The sequence below is a fragment of the Halomonas sp. IOP_31 genome, assembly GCF_021151495.1.
In the GTDB taxonomy this organism is placed as follows: Bacteria; Pseudomonadota; Gammaproteobacteria; order Pseudomonadales; family Halomonadaceae; genus Modicisalibacter; species Modicisalibacter zincidurans.
This window is the reverse complement of the sequence record NZ_JAIRBP010000022.1, coordinates 41155-59929: the sequence shown is the minus strand read 5'-3', so window position 1 is coordinate 59929 and position 18775 is coordinate 41155. Positions and strand designations below refer to the sequence as shown.

The following is an 18775-nucleotide window of genomic DNA, read 5'->3' as shown; positions in this document are numbered from 1 at the left end:
GGCAAGGATCTTCGTAGCTCGCTCGCGCAGCGTATCGCTCTCGATCAGTTCGAGACGAAACAGCGAGGTGGACGCCCGGAAGGAGAAGGTCGATGGCTACACGTCGATCGCCGCCTATCTGAGCAATGAAGGCTGGTGCCAGGGCCTGGAGCTGCGTCCCGCCAAGCGGCGCCGGATACGCACCGTATTGCAGGAACTGGTCCATCGTGCCGCCGTGGTAGTCCACAAGGCCCGTCAGATCATCCTCGATGTCGGGCAGGACATTGGCCGCATGAGGGTGTTGAACACCCTGCGGAGCCGGCTGCGTTACCCGCGAGGGTCGCCCTGCTGACCAGCTGCCGGAGGTTATCCACCAGCGGTGCGCGAGTGGCGATCATCGATCGCCAGGCTGGCCGTGTCTGGCAGAGGGCAAAGCCGGCAAAATCAGGCTATCTGGACCGTTCAGCACGGGAATTTTTGGTGATATGGACCAGCGCATCCATCGATATGCGATCCAAATGCTCAAAAAACGCTCATTGGTGGAGACAGGGCGAGTGTCTGCGGCGGCATCACGGATTCAGGATAATATTAATGGGTGGCATGAAAGACCTGAGACATTAAAAGCCGTTAATAAAATATGTGGATATTCCATAAAAAAACGTTCCAAGGACAGTCGGTATGGCGATGCCACCAAAAAAATTCTTGCATAAGATAATAGTCAATAGTGCTACGTATATGTTCCAGTCCTGTGGCGCGAAGGGGGAGTCAAACAACATGGGAAATAGCGAGATCGTCAGCAACGCTGCCAATGCCGCAGGTCCAATGGCCGCTAGCAGCTGCCTGACGGAGCCTGGCAAGTTGCGGCGAGGCACTGAGTGCTGCATGACCGGCAGCCACCGCAGCAGAAAGGTGACAATGCCGGCAAGCAGAATCGTCAGGTGGAGCGTCGAGAGCATGGCTTCCTCCTGAGCTGTGATGAGGCCGCTCCTAACAGCATCCCCAATGTGAGGGCGTGATAGCTTGGCAGTATCGTCTGGAGCAGGGCTGTAACCAGTACCGTAACCACAATAGTGCCGAGCCACTTCCGTACGCCGATCTCCAGTAACAGCACGAAGAACAACGCCGGCAGGATGAACTCCAGGGCCGCCGCCAGGGCGATAGGAAGCTGGTCGATTTCTCCACCGAACGTCACACCCATCAGCGTGCCTGCCATCCAGGCGCCATAAGCACCGAGTTGCAGGCCCAGGTGCCACGCTTGTCGATCCTCTGGCGCAAGCTGGTCGAGACGTCCAGCTGCCGTGGCGAAGACCTCATCTGTCAAACCGAATGCCAGCAGGGGCGTAGGGTACCGCTTTCCCTGGGCCATTAGCTGTGGCATCAGAGCCGGGCCATAGAGCAAGTGGCGGGCATTCATCAGCAGCACGGCGACGAGGGTGCCGAGCAGCCCCGCTCCTGATGTCAGCAGGGCGACAAGGATGAACTGACTTGCGCCGGCGAATACCACCATGGAGATCAGCAGGGTGGACTGGGGCGACAGCCCCGCCTGTAGCGCGGTCAGGCCGAAGCCAAAGGCGATGGGCAAATAGCCAGCAGCGACGGAGGCACTGCCAGCGAGCCCTCTCAGGAAGGCATTCATGGTGCGCCCCCATGCCTACGGAAGGTGAAGACATGAGTACCACCTTGCCAGTCATCTGTACCCGTGGTAGCAAAGACGCGACGATGATGCAGCAGCTCGAACCCATTGAATCGAGCCAGTTCCAGGAAGCGCCGAGTATACGTCTTGCGCTCTACCTCATAATCAAAGCCGGCCACCATCGCTTGCATTTCTAGTCGAAAGAATCTGACGAAGACGCCGAGCGGGCAGTGAGCGGCCTGTTCCAGACCCTGACTATTCAGTCGGGATAGCAAGCTCCGGCAGCGCGTGACGGCTTCGTTGACCAAGCCGCGCTGCGCCTCGAGTACCGCCAGGCAGAGGGGCTGGCGAATATCGTCGTGGCAGCTTCGGGTATCTGCCGTAAATGCTCGGAGATCAGCGCGCTCCAGGCATGCTGTGCTAGCCAGGATATAGGCACTGTGATGAAGAACTAAGGCGCGCAGCCGGGTCTCCCGATCATGAAATTCGGGAAGAAACTCGTCGGCCACGCATAGCAGACCACCGGGTTGTAAAAGCTCCTGACACTTCTTGAGCATGAAGGGGGTGTTGAAGTGATGTGAGGCACCCACCGAGGTCAGGAGCCTCTGGCTGGCCGGAGGTGTATCGAGTGCAAGGAAATCCCCGTGATGAGGTTTGATACGCTCTTGTCCTTTCGAGAGCGCCTTGAGATGGGCGATGGCGACGTCATCGGGTTCGACGGCTGTTACCCTTAGTCTTGGCAGTAGCTCGGTCAGCATCAGCAGGGCGGTGCCCGGGCCCGTGCCGATGTCAATGGCGTTGCCGGTTGCCAAGTCGCCGCCGAAGGCCAGGATGTCCTCTGCCATAGCGACCATCTGGCGAGCGTAAGCTGGGTGCACTAACTCATAGGCGGCGTAGTGGTCGAAATCGATCCTGCTCGAAAAGGCTTCTGCTTCCTGAGAGGTTGCGTGTCGATTGAAGGGGGCTTCGAGCGTGACCGTGCCGGGCAAGGCTATGTCGCCACGCTGTAACGCGACTTCACTCGTCAGGCAGTCAAGGACAATGTATGGAGAGTGACGGTGTTTCTCCGACCGGACCGAGGTGTCAGGCAGGAAAGGAGATTCGGCCAGGCGCGCGAGCCGTCTGGCCTCGTCCAGAATATCGTCAACTCCCTCGAGAGGACTGGCCACAAAGGCCGAGGTGGTTGTCAGTGGTACGACTGCCCAGAAGGCGTCGTGAGAGTCGTGGCCAGCCACGCAGTAGATTGGCCAGGCATCACTTGCTCGCAAGCCGACATGCTCGATGACCTGCTCACCTATATCGTTGCTATCTTTTGGGGCATGGCGCAAACGTAGCAGGCTGCCCGTGAGCCCGGTGGAGGTCTCGATCGCCAACCGGTGAAACAGGCTGCGGGCGCCTTCCCATTCCTGCGGCGTGTCGGGCCAGTCGATGGCTTGGTCCACGAGATGGAGGTGGCTGGCATCAGTGGGGTACTCGATGAACACGATTCCCACGGCTGGTTCGTCCGATGCGCCGTAGAGGTGTTCCACGTCTGCAGCATACTCACAGGATTCTCCAGGATTGAGTCGCTGGGGGCGCAGGGCATCACCCACCAGCATGCTTCCCTGTTGCACCACCACCCGCTCGCGAACGCCTGGTGCATGCGGTGCAGAGCGCCTGATGTGTCCGGCCGGCAGTGCCAGACGGTAAGTCTCGACGACCGGGTTGCTATCATGTCGTTCGATTAAGCGAACAGACGCACCCTGCCCGCTGAACTCGCCAGGCTCGGTTGGGCCGCTTCCATCATTGGCCACCAAGTCGCCGAAGGGCACGCCAAGCGCGTCGGCAAGTAGCCATAAGGTATCGATTGTAGGGTTTCCTTGGCCCGATTCCATCCTGGATAGCGTGGATTTCGCGATACCGCAGCGCTGGGCCAGGCCGGAGAGGGTTAGCCCCCTGTGCAGGCGAACACGTTTCAGGTTGCTGGCTAGAGTGGCGAGATGCTGCACTTCTTTCGTTCCTTAAAATGGACTATGTTCCTTTTATAGAACAATCGAAGAGAAAATTCAAGCGCTCAAACGCATGGCGAGGCTGGCTGGAAGGGCTACCGTATTGCCGTGGAGGACGCCAGGTGCTGGCTCTCGGATCTCGTTTAGCCACCCGGGGAGCCAGCAACTATGCTGGGCGGTTATCGGCTTCGAAACCGCCTGTGGAGGAAGGCGGTCCCTCCAGCAGTTCCTATATTGGGTGAAGTGGCGGAGACACCGATCCTAACTAGTCCACATCATCCAACAGGATATTCGCCAGCAGCGGGCTGAGCGGCCCACCCTGGGGCGTTCCCTGCCGGCGTGGCGCGGCCAGGCCGTCCTGGAACATCCCGGCTTCCAGGTAGCGACGAATCAGGCGCAGCCCCCGTTTATCGTGGACGCATCGCGCGACCCGCGCCATCAGCAGGTCATGGTTCACCCGGTCGAAGAAGGCTTCCAGGTCAAGATCGACCACCCAGCGGCGGCCCTCTTCAACGTGGGCCTTCATGGCCGAGACGGCCTGCTGGGCGCTGCGCTTCGGGCGATAACCGTAGCTCGACTCGGAGAAATCCGGATCGAAGAGCGGCGTCAGCACCTGCTGGATCAGCCGGTCGGTGACCGTGGGAATGCCGAGCTGTCGCGTCCCGCCCTTGGGCTTGGGAATCTCGACGGCTCGGACCGGGCTGGGGGGGGTACTCACCGGCCAGCCGCCGCTCGCGCAGCGTCGGCCAGTGCGTTTTCAGGTGGTCGGCCAACTGGTCCACCGTCATGCCATCGGCCCCCGGCGCACCTTTGTTGGCGGACTTGGCACGCCAGCCTATGGCGGCGGCCTGCCGATGCGACATCCGTGCGAAGCCGTGAGAGCGCGAAGAGATCTCACCGGCAAGCCGCCACACCTGGTGGGAAGACCTGACTCAGCGAACCGTAGCTTGCATCGCCAAGGCGGTATCCAGCATGCGGTTGGAGAAGCCCCACTCGTTGTCGTACCAGGCCATGACCTTGACCAGCCGGTCGTTGACGCGAGTATGGTTGGCATCGAACGTGGAAGAATGGGCATCGTGGTTGAAGTCGATCGACACCAGCGGCTGCGCGTTGACCGCCAGGATCGATGAACCGGCCGCCGCCTTCTCGACAATGGCGTTGACCTCTTCCTTGCTGGTTTCGCGGCTGGCGGTGAAGGTCAGATCGACCAGCGAGACGTTGATCACCGGAATGCGCACGGCCAGACCGTCGAGCTTGCCGTCGAGTTCCGGCAATACCAGGCCCACCGCGGCGGCGGCACCGGTCTTGGTGGGGATCATCGACTGGGTCGCGCTACGCGCCCGGTACGGATCCTTGTGATAGACGTCCGACAGGTGCTGATCGTTGGTGTAGGCATGCACGGTGGTCATCAGGCCATTCTCGATGCCCAGCGCGTCGTTGAGCGCCTTGGCCACCGGCGCCAGACAGTTGGTGGTGCACGAGGCGTTGGAAACCACGCGATGCTCGGCGGTCAATATGCCGTCGTTGACGCCGTAGACCACCGTGGCGTCGACGTCGGTACCGGGCGCCGAGATCAACACCCGCTCGGCGCCGGCCTCGAGGTGCTGGGCGGCTGCATCGCGCTTGGTGAACAGCCCGGTGCACTCCATCACCAGATCGATCTTGAGTTCGCGCCACGGCAACTGGGCGGGATCGCGCTGGGCGAGGGTGCTGATTCGATCGCCGTCGACCGACAGCGACTCGTCGTCGTGACTGACAGCGTGACTAAAATGACCGTGCACGCTGTCGTGCTTGAGCAGATGCGCATTGAGCGCCGGATCGCCCAGATCGTTGATGGCGACCACCTGAATGCGGTCCCGATAACCGTTTTCATATAACGCTCGCAGAACGTTGCGACCGATACGTCCGAACCCGTTGATGGCGACACGCAGTGTCATGGTGGCCTCCTTCAAAGCAACGTGGTGGCGTGAACTCGCTAAGCGATCGCCTCTCGCGCGGCTGTTGGAGCAAGAGGCAATCGCCATGAAATAATCCTACGCTTTATGCACAATCTGGCCCAAAGAATGGCGACGTTCAAGTAAATTTTTTGGTAACTTTACACACATGCTTACCTGACAGTGACTAGGGGTTGTCCATGGCTATTCACGACACCGTTTCCAGCGTCACCCAGCGCATTCGCGAGCGCTCGGCCGAGCGGCGCGCCGCCTATGAGCGTCATATGCAGGACCAGCACCGCCAGGGCGTGCATCGCGGCGAACTGTCCTGCGGCAACCTGGCCCATGGCTTCGCCGCCTGCGGGCCGCAGGACAAGAATCAACTGAAACTGATGAACAGTGCCAACCTGGGCATTGTTTCGTCATATAACGACATGCTGTCCGCTCACCAGCCACTGGCGCCCTTCCCCGACATGATCAAGGAAGCCGCGCGCCGGATGGGCTCCACCGCCCAGTTCGCCGGCGGCGTGCCGGCCATGTGCGACGGCGTCACCCAGGGCCAGCCGGGCATGGAGCTGTCACTGTTCTCGCGCGACGTGATCGCCATGGCGACCGCCGTGGCGCTGTCGCACAACATGTTCGACGCCGCTCTTTACCTGGGTATCTGTGACAAGATCGTGCCGGGCCTGTTCATCGGCGCGGCGCGCTTTGGCCATCTGCCGGCGATGCTCGTGCCCGGCGGCCCGATGACCAGCGGCCTGCCGAACAGCGAGAAGGCTCGCGTGCGCCAGCTCTACACCGAAGGCAAGGTCGGTCGTGGCGAGCTGCTCGAGGCCGAATCCGAGTCCTATCATGGCCCCGGTACCTGCACCTTCTATGGCACCGCCAACTCCAACCAGCTGATGATGGAGATGATGGGCCTGCACCTGCCGGGCGCTTCCTTCGTCAATCCCAACACGCCGCTGCGCGAGGCGCTGACCCGCTACGCCGCCGAGCAGTCGATCCGCAACAGCGAGCCGGGCGGCAACTATCGACCGTTCTGGAAGCAGATCAACGAGAAGGCGATCGTCAACGCCATGATCGGCCTGCTGGCCTCCGGCGGCTCGACCAACCATACCCTGCATCTGGTCGCCATGGCCGGCGCCGCCGGCATCACCATCAACTGGGACGATTTCGCCGAACTGTCCGCGGTGGTGCCCAGCATGACCCGCATCTACCCCAACGGGCAGGCCGACGTGAACCATTTCCAGGCCGCCGGCGGCATGAGTTTCTTGATCCGCGAACTGCTCGATGCCGGCTTGCTGCATCGCGACATCGACTGCGTATTCGGCGGCGACCTGTCCGACTACACTCGGGAGCCGTTCCTCGACAACGGCGAGCTGGTCTGGCGCGAGGGCCCCACCGAGAGCCTCGACCCGGACGTGCTGCGTCCGGCCAGCAACCCGTTCTCAGCCACCGGCGGGCTTGCCGTGCTCGACGGCAATCTGGGCCGCGGGGTGATCAAGATCTCCGCGGTCAAGCCCGAGTTTCGCCGCGTCGAAGCGCCGGTGCGCCTGTTCAGCGACCAGAACGAGCTCAAGGCGGCTTTCGACGCTGGTGAACTCGACCGCGACGTGGTGGTGGTGGTGCGTTTCCAGGGGCCGCGCGCCAACGGCATGCCCGAGCTGCACAAGCTGACGCCCTATCTCGGCGTGCTGCAGGATCGCGGCCACAAGGTGGCGCTGGTCACCGACGGGCGCATGTCGGGGGCTTCCGGCAAGGTGCCGGCGGCGATCCACATGACCCCCGAAGCCTACGACGGCGGCCCGCTGGCGCGCCTGCGCGAGGGCGACGTGGTGCGCCTCGACCCCGAGAACGGCACGCTCCAGGCGCTGGTCGACGCCGCCGAATGGCAGGCCCGCGAACCCGCCGCCACCGACATCGAGAGCTATCGCTACGGCATGGGGCGCGAGTTGTTCGCCGGCTTTCGCAGCCTGGTCGGCGGAGCCGAGGATGGCGCCGCCACCTTCGGCGGCTTCGAGGCCCGCGACGTCGACAACGGAGGCCATAGCGCATGACGCGTCCGGCGCTGATCGGCGACATCGGCGGCACCAATGCGCGCTTCGCGCTGGTGACCCCCGACGCCTTCGACCTGCAGGCTATCCAGACCCTGCGCTGTGCCGACTACCCGACGCTGGAAGCCGCGGTGCGCGACTACCTGGCGCGCGTCGGCGCCGTCGGCGAGCGTGCCCCGCGCGAAGCCTGCCTGGCCTTCGCCTGTCCAGTACACGATGACGACGTGCGCCTGACCAACAATGCCTGGCGCTTTTCCAAGCGCCGGGTGAAGGCCGACCTGGCGCTCGAGCTGTTCAAGGTGATCAACGACTTCACCGCTCAGGCGCTGGGCATACCGCACGTCGACGCCGAGCAGCTGGTCGCGGTCGGCGCGGGTCAGGCCGACGCGCACCGCACCCGTCTGGTGATCGGCCCCGGCACCGGCTTGGGCATGGCCGGGCTGTTTCCCGGCCAGCACGACTGGATTCCGCTGCCCACCGAGGGCGGTCATGTCACCTTCGCCCCCACCGATGAATTCGAGCAGCAACTGGTGTCATTCCTGCGCGGCAGTTACGGTCGCGTGTCGGTGGAACGCGTGCTGTGCGGCCAGGGGCTGCTCGAGCTGTATCGCGCCCACGCTCACGACGCCGGTATCGAGGCTCGCCATGACAGCCCGGCGGCGGTCACCGATGGCGCGCGCGACGGCGACCCCGTCGCCGAGGCGACGATCCTGCGCTTTCTCAAGATGCTGGGTGACGTCTGCGGCGACGCGGCGCTGACCTTCGGCGCGCGCGGTGGCGTGTATCTGTGTGGCGGTGTCGTGCCGCGCTTGCTCGACTGGCTGCCGCGCAGCGATTTTCGCCGCGCCTTCGCCGACAAAGGGCGCATGAGCGACTTCAACGCCAGCTTGCCGGTGTGGGTGGTCACGGCGCCCTGGACCGGCCTGCTCGGTGCCTGCGAAGCCCTGCACAACCAGGAGGTTGCATGATCCCCGCAAGTCTGCGCCAACTGATCGATGATACCCACGGCCGGCGCCGCGCCGAATGGGCAGGCCGTGACGTGTGGCTGGCCAACGAGCCCTGGGGCGAACTCGCCGTCTCGCTGCAGGGCGCTCAAGTCCTTCACTATTTACCGTTCGCCCCCGAGACCGATGAAGGCTGGCTGTGGGTGACGCCGACGCCCCAGGCGCTGCCCGGGGCGATTCGCGGCGGCATTCCGGTCTGCTGGCCGTGGTTTGCCGACGAAAGATTTGCCGACGAATCGCCGGATGGCCAGGGCCCGATGCACGGCCCGGCGCGCACGGCCGACTGGCGACTCGACGCCGCCGACGAGCACCAGGAGGGCGTCGAGCTGCATCTATCGCCGGTTGCGCGATTGCATCAGCAACTGGTGCCCCGCGTGGTGGTCCAGGCCAACGCCCAGCGCCTGCATGTCGAGGTGATCACCGAGCACGTCGGTGAAACACCGGTCAAGTACACCGGCGCGCTGCACAGCTACTTCAGCGTCAGGCACTGTCATGAATGCCGTGTCGAGGGCCTGGCCGGCGCACGCTATCTCGACAAGCTCGAGGGCTTCGCCGAGCACGTCCAGCAGGGCGAGCTGGGCATCCGCGGGCCGGTCGATCGCATCTACCAGTCCAACCGCGAGGCGATTCTCGACGACGGCGTGCGACGCCTGCGCATCGCCAAGCAGGGCAGCGACTCGACGGTGGTCTGGCACCCCGACAGCGCGCTGCCCGATGACACCCCCGCCGACGCCGGCCAGCGTTTCCTGTGCGTCGAGGCCGCCTGCACGCGGGTCGATCCGGTGTGGCTGGTGCCCGGCGCCCAGCACCTGCTGTCGACCACCATCAGCCGCGACGGGGACTCTGCATGAACGACCCGCTGACGTTCGACGTGCCCTTCCTGCTGGGCATGATGCGCCTTCACAACGCCTTTGAGCTGTCGACGCCGACGGCGCTGGCCGATTGGCTGGAGGCGCGCCTCGACGAGGGCCTCGGCTGGTTCGACCATGCCGACATCTACGGCAGCCGCGAAAGCGAGACGCGCTTCGGCGAAGCCCTCCGGGCACGCCCGGCGCTGGCGTCTCGCGTCCGCGTGGTGAGCAAGGCGGACATCGTGCTGCCCGGACTCGACGAGTCGGGCCACGCCGTCAAGCATTACGACACCACGCCCGAGTACCTCACCGCCGCGATCGACGCCTCGCTGTCACGACTGGGCGTCGAGCGCCTCGATCATTTCCTGCTGCATCGTCCCGACCCGTTGATGGAGCCCGCAGAAACCGCCGAGGCGCTGGACACCGCGATCGACGCCGGCAAGATCGGCGCGGCCGGCGTATCGAATTTCATGCCCGAGCAGTGGCGACGCCTGCAGAGAGCGATGCGTCACGACTTGCACGTCCACCAGCTGGAACTCTCGCTGGCGCATGCCGAGCCGCTGTTCGACGGGCTCTTCGATGCCGTGCTCAACGACGGCCACCAGCCGCTGGCGTCGTCGCCGCTGGGCGGCGGCAGCGTCTTCGAGGACGTGCTCGGCAGCTCGCTGAGTTCACTGGCCGAGGAACTTGGCGTCAGCCGGGCCGGACTCGCGCTGGCCTGGCTGCGGCGCATTCCCGGCTCGCCGGTGCCGGTGATCGGCACGCTCAAGGCCGCACGGATCCAGGCGCTACTTGCCGACAGCCAGCTGGAGATCGACCGCGCGACGTGGTTCATGCTGCTCGAGGAGTCGCGCGGCCATCGCGTCGCCTGAACGTCGAGCCGATGGCGCTTCGGCGAATGGCGGATTGCTCGTGGCAGCGCCGCCTGAGATCATCGTGTGACACGATTCACTGCCGATACACGACGGACTATAGCGGCGCAAGCCCCTAGCGGGCGTTTACAAAACAGGCGAGCGAAGGCAAGACAAGGCAAAATCGAACGAAAAAACGGAGTTTACACGGAGTAAATGAGTATTTTGAGGACGATTTTAACGCTGTATTGTCGAGCGCAACCCTTTTGTTAACGCCCTCTAATCAGATGCTGGCAATATAAGGACACGCCCCATGTTCCAACTCACCCGCAGCGTGACCTGGCAGGCGCTGCAACGCCTGCATCGGGAAACCGCCGATGACCGCATCCGCGACTATTTCGCCGCCGACCCCGCACGCTTCGACACGATGAGCCTGCGCGTCGGCGGGCTGTTTCTGGATTATTCCAAGCATCACATTTCCGATGCGGTGCTCGCCAAGCTGCTCGAACTGGCCAGGCATTCGGCGCTGGTGCAGCGTCGCGCGCAGATGTTCTCCGGCGACATCATCAACGTCACCGAAGACCGCCCGGTGCTGCACACCGCGCTGCGCAACCTTGCCGACACGCCGCTGATGGTCGACGGCAAGGACGTGATGCCCGAGATCCGCAGCACCCGCGAGCAGATCCGCGACTTCTCCGAGGCCGTGCGCGACGGCAGCTGGAAAGGCTACAACGGCCAGCGCATCAAGGACGTGGTCAACATCGGCATCGGCGGCTCGGACCTGGGGCCCAACATGGCCTGCCGGGCGCTGCTCAAGTACCGCCATAGCGAGCTCAACTTCCACTTCGTTTCCAACGTCGACGGCGCGCACATCCAGAAAGTGCTGAGGACGCTGGACCCGGCGACCACGCTGTTCATCGTCTCGACCAAGACCTTCTCGACCCAGGAGACGCTGCTCAACGCCAAGACCGCGCGGCGTTGGTTCCTCGACAACGCCGGCGAGGATGCCGATGTCGGCGCGCACTTCATCGCCGCCTCGACCAACCGCCGCGCGGCGATGGAATTCGGCATCCGCGAGGAGAACGTCTTCGAATTCTGGGCCTGGGTCGGCGGGCGCTATTCGATGTGGTCGTCGATCGGCCTGCCGATCGCCCTGTCGATCGGCTTCGATGGCTTCATGGAGCTGCTCGCGGGCGCCTACGAGATGGATCAGCACTTCATCGAGGCGCCCTTCGAGCAAAACATGCCGGTGCTGATGGCGCTGATCGGCATCTGGTACATCAACTTTCAGGGCGCCGAGACCCAGGCCATCGTGCCCTACGACCAGGCGCTGCATCAGCTGCCGTCGTTCCTGCAGCAGCTCGACATGGAATCCAACGGCAAGTCGGTGGACATCTTCGGTCATCCGGTGGACTACAAGACCGGGCCGATCGTCTGGGGCCAGACCGGCTCCAACGGCCAGCATGCGTTCTTCCAGCTGCTGCACCAGGGCACCCGCTACGTGCCGATCGACTTCATCGCCTCGCTCAAGCCCGACGAAGGCGTGGAGGAGCATCATTTCGCGCTGCTCACCAACATGCTCGCCCAGGCCAACGCCTTCATGGAGGGCAGCCAGGGGGGAAGCCAGGAGCGCAGTCAGCTCGACCCCTACAGCTGTCCGGGCAATCGGCCGTCGAGCACGCTGCTGCTCGACGAGCTGACGCCGCGCAACCTCGGCGCGCTGCTCGCCCTCTACGAGCACAAGGTGTTCGTCCAGGGGGTGATCTGGAACATCAACTCCTTCGACCAATGGGGCGTGCAGCTCGGCAAGCGCATCGCCGGCGAGATCAGCGAGCGCATCGACGAGCGCACTCAGGACTTCGACGCCTCGACCCAGGGTCTGCTGGCGCTGATGCGCGAGCATTTCCCGGCACACCGCCCCGCCGAAGCGGCGGGCCGCGGGGCGGCCGCCAAGCAGACCGCGAAGAAGCCATCCACCCACCGGCAAGGCAAGCACTCATGACGCCCGTGATCGCCTTCGGCGAGGCCCTCGTCGACATGCTATCGAGCCGCCTGGGCGACGCCAGCGGCCCGGAAACCTTCACCCCCTACGCCGGCGGCGCACCGGCCAACGTCGCCGTGGCCTGCGCCCGGCTGGGCGTGCCCAGTCGCTTTCTGGGCATGGTCGGCGCGGACCGCTTCGGACGGTTTTTGACCGCCGAGATGGCCAGTCACGGCGTCGATGTCTCGGGCGTGGTGACCACGTTTGATGCGCGCACCGCGCTGGCCTTCGTCTCTCGCGACGCCCACGGCGAGCGCACCTTCGACTTCTACCGGCCACCGGCGGCGGATCTGCTGTATCGCCTCGAGCACCTGCCGACGGGGGTGTTCGCCGAGCCGGCGATCGTTCACTTGTGCAGCAACAGCCTGACCGAGGAGGCCATCGCCGAGACCACCCTGACGCTGGCCGACATCGCCCAGCGCTCGGGCAGCCTGGTCAGCGTCGATGCCAACCTGCGCGCCAACCTGTGGCCCGACGGCCAGGTCGACATCGCTCGGGTCACCGCGTTGCTCGATCGCGCGCAACTGGTCAAGCTCTCCAGCGACGAGGTCGAGGCGCTGCGCGGCGATCATCCGGTGGACGCCTGGATCAGCCAGCGCCTGGCCGCCGGGGTGCGACTGGTGGTGATCACCGACGGCGCCGAGCCGGTGAGCGTGCAGCGTCTCGGCCAACGCTTCGAGATCGTCCCGCCCGCGGTCCGGGCCATCGATACCACCGCCGGCGGCGATGCCTTCATCGGCGGCCTGCTGGCGATGCTCGCCGAGGCCAACGTAGATGCCACCGGCTTTGCCGAGTGGTGCGACGACAGCGAGGGTCTCAAGCGCGCGGTGGCGATCGCCTGCCGCTGCGGCGCACATGCCGTCACCCAGCCAGGCGCCTACGCCGCGCTGCCCTCGCGGGAGGATCTCGAACGGCTCAAGCACTGAGCGGCTGGGCCGACGCGCTCAGCCCAGCCGCTGGCCCAGCCAGTCGCCGATCACCCCGATCTGCTCCGGACACAGCGCGTGGGCCATGGCAAAGCGACGGTACTCGGCCGGCACACCCAGTTCACGGACCTTCTCATAGCCCGCGCGGCCCAGCTGTTCGGGAACCACCGGGTCGAAGGTGCCGTGATGCACGGCGGTCGGCAGGCCGCGATTGGCGGCTGCCAGCTGCAGCGAATCGGCGGTGGCGAAGTAGGTCGACAGCGCCAGCAGGCCGGCCAGCGGCTCGGGATAGCTCAGGGCCGCCTGGTAGGCCACCGCGCCGCCCTGCGAGAAACCGGCGACGACGATCCGCCGGCTGTCGATGCCGGCAGCTCGCTGGGCGTCGATCAGTTCATGAACATAGCCCGCCGAGGCCTTGAGCTGCGCTTCGTCGACCTCCCGGGAAAGATCCATCGCCAGAATGTCGTACCAGGCCGGCATGCGCATTCCGCCGTTGACGGTCACCGCGCGTTGCGGCGCGTGCGGCAGCACGCAACGTAGCGCCAGGCCCTTGGGCAGGTTGAGTGCCGGCAACAGCGGCGCGAAGTCGTTGCCGTCGGCGCCCAGCCCGTGCAGCAGGATCAGCGCCGCGTTGGCGTCGCTGCCATCGCGCGGCTCGATGATCAGTGGTTCTCGGGACATGCGTTCTCCTCACTCGCGGGGTCGTTGTGCCAAGCCTATCATGCCGTCCAGCAACGATCAGAAGGAGCAGAAGCAGGGTATCAGCAGCGCCGTGGCCCCGATCAGCGGATGATGTCGGCACCCAGCCGCGTGGCGCCCGTCGGCACGAACGCGGCGATGACGGTGGCGAGCGCTATCCAGGCATCGAGAGGCATGACGATCCTGCCCAAAGGAACTAGGGCCTGTTGACGTTTCGTCGCGGCCGCGACGAAACGTCAACAGGCCCTAAGCATCCTGCTTGCCCGGGTACGGCGCGCCGCCCAGCCCCCAGGGCGCCCTCAACGACTGGATGGGCATCTCCTGGCGGCGTTCGCCTGTCGGCAGCAGCGCCTCGACCGCGGTGTCGCCGACAGCGGCATGGGTCAGGTCTTGTTGCTCCAGGGCCGCCAGTCTCTTCAGCACCTCCGGCGTATCGACCTCTGCCGGGATGCACATCAGGCCACACCGGCGCAGCTGTTCGCCGCCGCGAATGCTGCTGGTATAGCGCAGCAACGGCGCCGAAAGCACCATGCCCAGCAACACCGGCGACAACCACCAGAAGAACAGCGGCGCGTAGTAATAGCTGACCGCCCCCCAGATGATCCCGACCAGCGTCATCGCCCCGGTTCGCCGCCAGGCGACGCTCCACGGAATCAGCCGCCCGCCACGCACCTGGGAACTCCACGACACGGTGCGTCCGCTCAACACACTGATCACGAACCAGGCGTGAAACGCCATCATCAATGGCGCGATCAGCACCGAGAACACGATCTCCATCAGCGCGCTGACGGTCAGCCGCAGAGCGCCGCCGAAATCACCGCGACGCTGCTGCAGACCGACGACGATGCCCAGCAGCTTGGGCAACAGCAGCATGATCACGGTGATCGCCAGCAGCGAGGCGATCATCGCCACCCGCGACTCGGGCCATTCGGGGAACAGCTGGTAACCCGAGTTGAAGAAGCGCACCTTGGCCAGCGCATTGAAGACCGCATCCACGGTGCTCAGGCTCAGCATGATCAGCCACAGCAGCGAGGCAACGTAGGCCAGCGCGCCGAGCAGAAAATGCAGGCGGCTGATGGGGTGCAGGCGCTTGGCGAACAGCAGCCGCAGGTGCTGCATGTTGCCCTGGCACCAGCGTCGATCGCGCTTGGCGTAATCGACCATGTTGCCGGGCAGTTCCTCGTAGCTGTCCTCGAGACCGGCGTGCAGACGCACCTCCCAGCCGGCACGCCGCAGCAATGCCGCCTCGACGAAATCGTGGCTGAGGATCTCGCCGCCCATCGGCGCCTTGCCAGGCAGCGACGGCAGCCCGCAGTGCTTGACGAAAGCCTCGATGCGAATGATCGCGTTATGCCCCCAGTAGTTGGCGGTGTCGCCCTGCCAGACGCTCTGCCCGGCCGCCAGCATGGGGCTGTAGAGGGTTGCCGCGAATTGCAGGAAACGCCCGAACAAGGTGTTCGAACGCACCGGCAACGGCACGGTCTGCAGCAGTCCCAGACGCGGATTGGCCTGCATCGTCGCCGCCATGCGCACCAGCGTGCGCCCCCCCATCACGCTGTCGGCATCGAGAATCAGCATGCTCTCGTAGTGCTGCCCCCAGCGCGAACAGAAATCCGCCAGGTTGCCCACCTTGCGGCCGATATTGCGCTCGCGATGGCGGTAATAGAGGGTCAGGCCGGCCGGCAGTCGCCGACGCAGCGCGGCGGCGGCGTGTCGCTCGGCCTCGGCGACCTCGGCATCGGTGGTGTCGCTTAACAGGAAGACATCGAAAGCTGCCGACTTGCCGGTGTCGGCCAGCGACAGGCAGGTTGCTTCGAGTCCGGCGATCACCCGCTCGGTATCCTCGTTGTAGACCGGCATCAGCAAGGCGATGCGCCGCTCGGGGTCGAGGGTCTCGTCGAGCGGTGCGGCGCGCTTGAGCGTCAGCGGGTCGCGCTTTGAGAACACCACCAGGAACCCGGCAATGCCGGTCCAGAAAGACACCGCGATCCAGGCGAACATGCACACGAACAGCACCAGGATCGACAGCTCGAGCACGGTCAGGCCATTGGCACGCAGGATGTCGAACATCATGTAGGCGCCCTGCAGGCTGGTCAGCAACGACAGGATGAAGAAGACCAACCGGCGCAGCCCCAGCAACGGCATGCGCTGGTGATCGCCCCCCCCTGGCCGGGCCTCGCTTGCGCCGCCCCCTGGCATGCCTTTCGCCCGACCCGCCTGTTCGACAACCGACGAATCGGCATCGTGGTTCAACGTCCGGTCACGGGAATCGTTTTCACAACACATCGGGATTCCACAGGTAGCTCCAGGTTTCGGTCAGTCGCCGACCACGCAACTGCAGTTCGAGCTGCATATCCGCGTTCTTGCCCTGGGTGGCCAGCTTGAAGGACGCACGCCACGTCTTGCCGTCGGGCAGCTGGCGAACCTTGAGCTCGCTGATCTTGCCCTGCGAAACGTTGAGATTGGCCTCGACCGGCTGCGAGGCAGCCAGGCTCGAGAGCTCGTCGCCACCGCGAAAGTCGACGATGAAGCGGCGCAAGTCGCGCGATGGCGGATCCGGCTGGTCGGGATTGGCCCCCCAGCCATTGCGGACCCTGACGACCCGACCCAAGGTATTCTCGGGTAGCGCCTTGCCGTAGGTGGAAATCTGGTACTGGTAACGACGCTGATCGCCGGCACGGAACTCGGCGTCGGGTACCCAGTAGACGACGATGTTGTCGTTAATTTCCTTCTCGGTGGGAATCTCGACCAGCTCTACGCCGCCCTCGCCCCAATCGCCCTCGGACGGACGAACCCACAGACTGGGACGGTTCTGGTAATCGGCCTCCAGGTCCAGGTAGTGCTCGAAATTCCGGTCACGCTGCATCAGGCCGAAACCACGCGGCGAATTGTCCCGTAACTGGGTGACGTTGAGTGTCGGCGGATTCGACAACGGCCGCCACAGCCACTGGTTGCTGGACGTGTACATCTGCACGCCGTCGGAGCTATGCACCTCGGGACGGAAATCGTCGTAATACTGCTGGCTGTTCTCGCCGTAAAGAAACATGCTGGTCAACGGCGCGATGCCCAGCTTGCCGACGTTCTCACGGGCGAATAGCCGAGCATCGACATCGATGACGGTATTGTTGCCGGCATGCACGTCGAAGCGATAGGCCCCCGTCACGGAGGGGCTGTCGAGCAGCGCGAACAGCGTCATTTCGGCATCGTTGGGCTCGGGGCGCACCAGCCAGAAGGCACGGAAGGCCGGAAATTCCTCGCCCCCCTGCGTTGCCGTATTGACCGCCAGCCCGCGCGCCGAGACGCCGTACTCCTGCCCCCGACCGACCAGCCGGAAGTAGGACGCGCCGAGGAACGCCACGATCTCGTCCTTAACGTCAGGGGTATTGATCGGGTAATGCAGGCTAAACCCGGCGAAGCCCATCTTTTCGGGATCGATCCCGGCAACCAGCTCCTTGAGCGGTGCAGCGCCATTCTCGTAGTTGAACATCGCCGGGTCGAAGCCGATTTCGTCGATGCGCCCCCCCTTGAGCACATACATCTCGACCGGCTGGTCGTAGAGGAAGCCGGGATGGAAGAACTGCACCTCGAACAAGCGATCGTCGCGCCATAGCGCATACTCGTTGCGATAACGAATATCGCGATAGTCGCTGTAGCTGAGATTCTTGAGCTTGTCCGGCAACGGCGACTGCGGAGCGCTGTAGGCGCTGCCCGCCAAGGCCTTGGCACGCTCGATGACACGCTCGAAGAGTTTCTCGGGGGTCATTTCCGGCTCGGGCTGGGGTTGCTGAGCCGAAGCATCGGCCTGCCCGTTCGCAGCCGAAGCCTCGGACGAGCCGTTATCCTGCGGCGACGCGTCGCTCCCCCGTTCCTGCTGATTCTGATCAGCGGGTTGCTGCTCCTGGGCCTCGGCGACGGTCACCCCCAACGAGAGGCCGACCAGCACCAGGCATTGCCACACCTTCATGTGTAATTCCTCATTCCCTCAATGGACCAATGCGACCCCTCAGTCCTTGCAAACTCAGTCCTTGCAAACTCAGTCCTTGCAAACTCAGTCCTTGCAAACTCAGTCCTTGCAAACTATGCCGATTGATTTTTATCGGTGCGTCGATGCCATAGCATGAAACCCGCCACGCTTCGATGGTCAGCAGTCTGCCAAGCGTGGCGTAAGTTTTTGTATCATGATCTGTTGGCTTTGCTCGCCATCAATTTCGTGCTACTCGCCCCGTGGCTACTCGGCCATTCCACTCAGCCTATCATTTGTTAGTCGATAACGTCGGCCGGGACGTTACCTGGCTGACCTCGCGGCTGATTCAGCGGCTATCATCGCCTGCCTGTGGCGGGTCGACCAGGAGCTCGCCCGCATCCGCCCGCTGAAGCTTCCCTTCCGGGCTCGGCGAGCTGTGCCTGGCGTGGCTGGCCCCACCTGCCGACGCGTTTCGCGGCGATCGGCCTGCATGTCGTCAGCGCGATTGCTACCGCCCCTGTCCAGGACGGCCAGTCATGGCTGGCGCGCTCGCGTACACCAGTGGACTGTGGCTGACCAGTCAATTGCATTACAACCTATTGCTGAGCGCCGGCTATTCTACGTTGATCGACAATTTCCCCGCTACCGGCCATGGCATGTTGGCGATCTTGCCGGTGATCACGGCTCCCTGGCCGGCCGGTCGGCGTCTGAGTTATCAGCACATCCTCGTGCATGCAGTTTGCGTGGCCGAATCGAGCGATCGTGTCGCTCTGGCATCGGTGGATGCCGCGCGCAGACAACCGTCCGCCGCGGCGCCCACCCACAATCGCTCGTAACTCTCGCGCTATGTA

Annotated in this window: 15 protein-coding genes and 1 pseudogene; 8 read left to right on the top strand and 8 right to left on the bottom strand. The window is 64.3% G+C overall.

Features of this window, described 5'->3' with window-relative positions; all coding sequences use genetic code 11:
* Window positions 1–331, top strand: a pseudogene (locus K7I12_RS12020) (hypothetical protein); the annotation flags it as partial.
* A 265-nt stretch (window positions 332–596) separates the two neighbouring features.
* Here the strand turns inward: K7I12_RS12020 and K7I12_RS12015 are convergent.
* From K7I12_RS12015 to gap, 5 genes are all read right to left on the bottom strand, one after another.
* Window positions 597–935: an AzlD domain-containing protein gene (locus K7I12_RS12015; protein WP_031384291.1), complete on the bottom strand. Its 339-nt coding sequence runs from the start codon at window positions 933–935 to the stop codon at window positions 597–599.
* The gene (locus tag K7I12_RS12010; protein WP_035575317.1) at window positions 914–1615 is read right to left on the bottom strand and encodes an AzlC family ABC transporter permease; all 702 of its coding nucleotides are present in this window, start codon (window positions 1613–1615) and stop codon (window positions 914–916) included. The genes K7I12_RS12015 and K7I12_RS12010 overlap by 22 nt, the downstream gene beginning before the upstream one ends.
* Complete coding sequence (locus tag K7I12_RS12005; RefSeq protein WP_051907483.1) at window positions 1612–3600, bottom strand: helix-turn-helix domain-containing protein; 1989 nt, start codon at window positions 3598–3600, stop codon at window positions 1612–1614. Before K7I12_RS12005 ends, K7I12_RS12010 begins: the two co-directional genes overlap by 4 nt.
* A 265-nt stretch (window positions 3601–3865) precedes the next feature.
* Window positions 3866–4318 carry a reverse transcriptase domain-containing protein gene (locus K7I12_RS12000; RefSeq protein WP_231664248.1) on the bottom strand — a complete coding sequence of 151 codons (453 nt, stop codon included), beginning with the start codon at window positions 4316–4318 and terminating at the stop codon, window positions 3866–3868.
* 214 nt (window positions 4319–4532) lie between these two features.
* Window positions 4533–5537: a type I glyceraldehyde-3-phosphate dehydrogenase gene (gene gap, locus K7I12_RS11995; RefSeq protein ID WP_231664247.1), complete on the bottom strand. Its 1005-nt coding sequence runs from the start codon at window positions 5535–5537 to the stop codon at window positions 4533–4535.
* A 197-nt stretch (window positions 5538–5734) separates the two neighbouring features.
* On the opposite strand from gap, the gene edd reads away from it, so the two are divergent.
* The 6 genes from edd (at window position 5735) to K7I12_RS11965 (ending at window position 13261) form a co-directional block, all read left to right on the top strand.
* A complete protein-coding gene (gene edd, locus K7I12_RS11990) occupies window positions 5735–7591 on the top strand; it encodes a phosphogluconate dehydratase (protein ID WP_231664246.1) in 1857 nt (618 codons plus the stop codon).
* Window positions 7588–8556, top strand: a complete 969-nt coding sequence (gene glk, locus K7I12_RS11985; RefSeq protein WP_231664245.1) for a glucokinase — start codon at window positions 7588–7590, stop codon at window positions 8554–8556. The genes edd and glk overlap by 4 nt, the downstream gene beginning before the upstream one ends.
* Window positions 8553–9443: a D-hexose-6-phosphate mutarotase gene (locus K7I12_RS11980; protein WP_231664244.1), complete on the top strand. Its 891-nt coding sequence runs from the start codon at window positions 8553–8555 to the stop codon at window positions 9441–9443. Before glk ends, K7I12_RS11980 begins: the two co-directional genes overlap by 4 nt.
* Window positions 9440–10315 (top strand): aldo/keto reductase, encoded by an 876-nt coding sequence (locus K7I12_RS11975; protein ID WP_231664243.1) that lies wholly within the window; start codon window positions 9440–9442, stop codon window positions 10313–10315. Before K7I12_RS11980 ends, K7I12_RS11975 begins: the two co-directional genes overlap by 4 nt.
* Window positions 10316–10607: 292 nt before the next feature.
* On the top strand, window positions 10608–12296 hold the full coding sequence (gene pgi, locus K7I12_RS11970; protein WP_231664242.1) for a glucose-6-phosphate isomerase: 1689 nt from the start codon (window positions 10608–10610) through the stop codon (window positions 12294–12296).
* Complete coding sequence (locus K7I12_RS11965; RefSeq protein ID WP_231664240.1) at window positions 12293–13261, top strand: carbohydrate kinase family protein; 969 nt, start codon at window positions 12293–12295, stop codon at window positions 13259–13261. Before pgi ends, K7I12_RS11965 begins: the two co-directional genes overlap by 4 nt.
* Window positions 13262–13279: 18 nt before the next feature.
* On the opposite strand, the gene K7I12_RS11960 is transcribed toward K7I12_RS11965, so the two are convergent.
* From K7I12_RS11960 to K7I12_RS11950, 3 genes are all read right to left on the bottom strand, one after another.
* Window positions 13280–13942 (bottom strand): alpha/beta hydrolase, encoded by a 663-nt coding sequence (locus K7I12_RS11960; protein WP_231664238.1) that lies wholly within the window; start codon window positions 13940–13942, stop codon window positions 13280–13282.
* 264 nt (window positions 13943–14206) lie between these two features.
* On the bottom strand, window positions 14207–16105 hold the full coding sequence (gene mdoH, locus K7I12_RS11955) for a glucans biosynthesis glucosyltransferase MdoH (RefSeq protein WP_231664237.1): 1899 nt from the start codon (window positions 16103–16105) through the stop codon (window positions 14207–14209).
* A 130-nt stretch (window positions 16106–16235) separates the two neighbouring features.
* Complete coding sequence (locus K7I12_RS11950) at window positions 16236–17924, bottom strand: glucan biosynthesis protein (RefSeq protein WP_231664236.1); 1689 nt, start codon at window positions 17922–17924, stop codon at window positions 16236–16238.
* Between the two features lie 536 nt (window positions 17925–18460).
* Between K7I12_RS11950 and K7I12_RS11945 the strand changes: the two genes are divergently transcribed.
* Window positions 18461–18760, top strand: a complete 300-nt coding sequence (locus K7I12_RS11945; RefSeq protein WP_031384304.1) for a hypothetical protein — start codon at window positions 18461–18463, stop codon at window positions 18758–18760.
* Window positions 18761–18775: the final 15 nt, after the last annotated feature.